Annotated in this window: 2 tRNA genes and 2 rRNA genes (1 of these 4 running past the window's edge); all 4 read left to right on the top strand. The window is 49.9% G+C overall.

Annotated features, from left to right (window positions below):
* Positions 1-412 precede the first annotated feature (412 nt).
* A 16S ribosomal RNA gene (locus GJ691_RS11350) occupies positions 413-1,941 on the top strand.
* Positions 1,942-2,071: 130 nt separating this feature from the next.
* Positions 2,072-2,145, top strand: a tRNA-Ile gene (locus GJ691_RS11345).
* Between the two features lie 132 nt (positions 2,146-2,277).
* Positions 2,278-2,354, top strand: a tRNA-Ala gene (locus GJ691_RS11340).
* A gap of 203 nt (positions 2,355-2,557) precedes the next feature.
* Positions 2,558-3,180: ribosomal RNA gene (locus GJ691_RS11335) — 23S ribosomal RNA — on the top strand; it runs 2,208 nt beyond the window's last position.
* The 16S and 23S rRNA genes sit together here with 2 tRNA genes alongside, the layout of an rRNA operon.

Below are 3,180 nucleotides of genomic sequence, written 5' to 3'. Positions count from 1 at the left end.
AAAAAACCTTTTAAAAAAGTCTTGTTTGGAAGGAAAATGGTTGTAGATTTGCAGCCCGAAACGATTAAGGTCGTTGGGTAAAAAAGGTCTTCGGGCCACGTTCATTGAGTAGCTTGTGTGTGTCGGATTGAAGGAAAAAAAAGTTTTTTTCATTTTTATTTGGCGGTGTCGAAAAGGGTTGTATATTTGCACCCGCTTTGAGACACAGGGACAGGATTTAGAGCTTGTCCGACAGGAGGTATTTGGAGCGGCGACCCTTTAAGGAGGGCGTTTTAGGAGTTCATTGAAATATTGTAAAGACAGCGTATTTGGAAGGGCAGGAATGCCGTACCATATATAAGATAAAGAATTTTGAATCGAGAGACGGGGCCGGGAGGGTTCTTGGTCGTTGGCGGAATATATTTATAAGACAACGATGAAGAGTTTGATCCTGGCTCAGGATGAACGCTAGCGGCAGGCCTAACACATGCAAGTCGAGGGGTAACAGGGAGTGCTTGCACTCCGCTGACGACCGGCGCACGGGTGCGCACCGCGTATGGAACCTGCCTCTTGCAGGGGAATAGCCCAGGGAAACTTGGATTAATGCCCCGTAGTATCATTACACCGCCTGGTGTTTTGATTAAAGGCTTCGGCCGGCAAGAGATGGCCATGCGTCCCATTAGTTAGATGGTAAGGTAACGGCTTACCATGACTACGATGGGTAGGGGCCCTGAGAGGGGGATCCCCCACACTGGTACTGAGACACGGACCAGACTCCTACGGGAGGCAGCAGTGAGGAATATTGGACAATGGAGGAGACTCTGATCCAGCCATGCCGCGTGCAGGAAGACGGCCCTATGGGTTGTAAACTGCTTTTATACGGGAAGAAAAAGGGCTACGTGTAGCCCCCTGACGGTACCGTAAGAATAAGGACCGGCTAACTCCGTGCCAGCAGCCGCGGTAATACGGAGGGTCCGAGCGTTATCCGGAATTATTGGGTTTAAAGGGTCCGTAGGCGGGCCATTAAGTCAGGGGTGAAAGTCTGCAGCTCAACTGTAGAATTGCCTTTGATACTGGTGGTCTTGAGTTATGGTGAAGTGGCTGGAATATGTAGTGTAGCGGTGAAATGCATAGATATTACATAGAACACCGATTGCGAAGGCAGGTCACTAACCATATACTGACGCTGATGGACGAAAGCGTGGGGAGCGAACAGGATTAGATACCCTGGTAGTCCACGCCGTAAACGATGGATACTAGCTGTCCGGGTCCTTGAGACCTGGGCGGCCAAGCGAAAGTGATAAGTATCCCACCTGGGGAGTACGTTCGCAAGAATGAAACTCAAAGGAATTGACGGGGGCCCGCACAAGCGGTGGAGCATGTGGTTTAATTCGATGATACGCGAGGAACCTTACCAGGGCTTAAATGCAGATTGACAGGTCTAGAGATAGATTTTCCTTCGGGCAATTTGCAAGGTGCTGCATGGTTGTCGTCAGCTCGTGCCGTGAGGTGTCAGGTTAAGTCCTATAACGAGCGCAACCCCTACCGTTAGTTGCCAGCGAGTCATGTCGGGGACTCTAACGGGACTGCCGGTGCAAACCGTGAGGAAGGTGGGGATGACGTCAAATCATCACGGCCCTTACGTCCTGGGCCACACACGTGCTACAATGGTCGGTACAGAGAGCAGCCATGTCGCAAGGCAGAGCGAATCTATAAAACCGATCACAGTTCGGATCGGGGTCTGCAACTCGACCCCGTGAAGCTGGAATCGCTAGTAATCGGATATCAGCCATGATCCGGTGAATACGTTCCCGGGCCTTGTACACACCGCCCGTCAAGCCATGGAAGCCGGGAGTGCCTGAAGTCCGTCACCGTAAGGAGCGGCCTAGGGCAAGATCGGTAACTAGGGCTAAGTCGTAACAAGGTAGCCGTACCGGAAGGTGCGGCTGGAACACCTCCTTTCTAGAGAGTCGACGGCCAAAGACCATAAGACCGGTCCCGTCCTTTCGATTTAATTTCAAGAAACTGTCTTTATGATAACAATATAAGTAAATAACATTTGTCGTTTACGAAAACGAAGAGTGTTAGGGACAGTCCCATAGCTCAGCTGGTTAGAGCGCTACACTGATAATGTAGAGGTCGGCAGTTCGAGTCTGCCTGGGACTACATTTTGCCCCAATGGGGGCGATACGTTCATATAATTGAAAGATTGGAAATTTTAGGAGTTGGGTATCCCAAGTTGGCGTAAGGTCATCGATTAACTGATAACTGTTAACTGATAGCCGGCGACTGAAAGACGGGGGATTAGCTCAGCTGGCTAGAGCGCCTGCCTTGCACGCAGGAGGTCATCGGTTCGACTCCGATATTCTCCACCAGGCAATGCCTGGGAATGGTTTGGTCCATTCTCGAGTATTGTGTTGGGCCGTACGGGATTCAATTGCCCGTCGTGGCTCACGACAACGTTCATTGACATATTGGGACAGGGTATATATATTAAGGTATATGTACTTTGAAGAGAAAACACGAATTTTTTAAGTAAAGTAGTACGAATAGAATAAGAATAAGAATAAAAGGTATAGCGACAAGCTAGATAAGGGCGTATGGGGAATGCCTAGGCTCTCAGAGGCGAAGAAGGACGTGATAAGCTGCGAAAAGCCGCGGGGATCGGCACACACGATATGATCCGCGGATATCCGAATGGGGCAACCCGGCATGTTGAAGACATGTCATCCCGCAAGGGAAGCAAACCCGGTGAACTGAAACATCTAAGTAGCCGGAGGAGGAGAAAACAAAAGTGATTCCGAAAGTAGCGGCGAGCGAAATCGGATTAGTCCAAACCAATGTTGTTTCGGCAATGTTGGGGTTGTAGGACCACGACATTCGACGTGCGATGAATTAGAATACCTTGGAAAGGGTAACCAAAGAGGGTGACAGTCCCGTATAAGTAAAGACCATTGTCGATAGTGGTATCCTGAGTAGTGCGGGGCACGTGAAACCCTGTATGAATCCGGCGGGACCATCCGCCAAGACTAAATACTCCTGAGAGACCGATAGTGAACCAGTACCGTGAGGGAAAGGTGAAAAGAACCGTGAATAACGGAGTGAAATAGATCCTGAAACCATACGCTTACAAGCGGTCGGAGCCCTTCGGGGTGACGGCGTGCCTTTTGCATAATGAGCCTACGAGTTACTTTTACTGGC

Origin of the sequence: Maribacter luteus, assembly GCF_009674825.1 — a bacterium.
In the GTDB taxonomy this organism is placed as follows: domain Bacteria; phylum Bacteroidota; class Bacteroidia; order Flavobacteriales; family Flavobacteriaceae; genus Maribacter_A; species Maribacter_A luteus.
This window is presented reverse-complemented; position numbering and strand designations above follow the sequence as displayed.